Genomic DNA, 291 nt, shown 5'->3' with positions numbered 1-291 from the left:
GGTATGGAAACACGTGCTCAGTTGGCCTCGCAAGAAGCCTTATTAGATGACTCTCCAGATCCATATGCTTTGACTCGTGATATTTACATCCAACGTCAAGATTTTAAAGCTGAGATCGAGCCAGAAGAGGTTGATCTTGAGGAGGAAGATTTCATTGATGAGTATCTCGAAGATTACTAAATACAAAGCTTAGATAAGCAGATAAGAGAAAGGCTCGATGTTAATTCAACATCGAGCCTTTTTAATGTTTTCTACTTTTCTACTTTTCTACCTTTCGGTAAGAAGGTAAGT

1 protein-coding gene is annotated in these 291 nt (G+C 38.5%); it reads left to right on the top strand.

Annotation, left to right across the window (positions count from 1 at the left end; translation table 11 throughout):
- The coding region (locus tag AB4653_RS28150; RefSeq protein WP_372105923.1) for an MlaA family lipoprotein at window positions 1–180 on the top strand (180 nt) is incomplete at its 5' end.
- Between the last annotated feature and the right edge of the window lie 111 nt (window positions 181–291).

The organism is Vibrio sp. 10N.222.48.A3 (genome assembly GCF_041475345.1).
Taxonomy (GTDB): Bacteria; Pseudomonadota; Gammaproteobacteria; order Enterobacterales; family Vibrionaceae; genus Vibrio; species Vibrio tasmaniensis_A.
The sequence above is the reverse complement of the archived record's forward strand: the minus strand, read 5'-3'. Positions and strand labels throughout refer to the sequence as shown.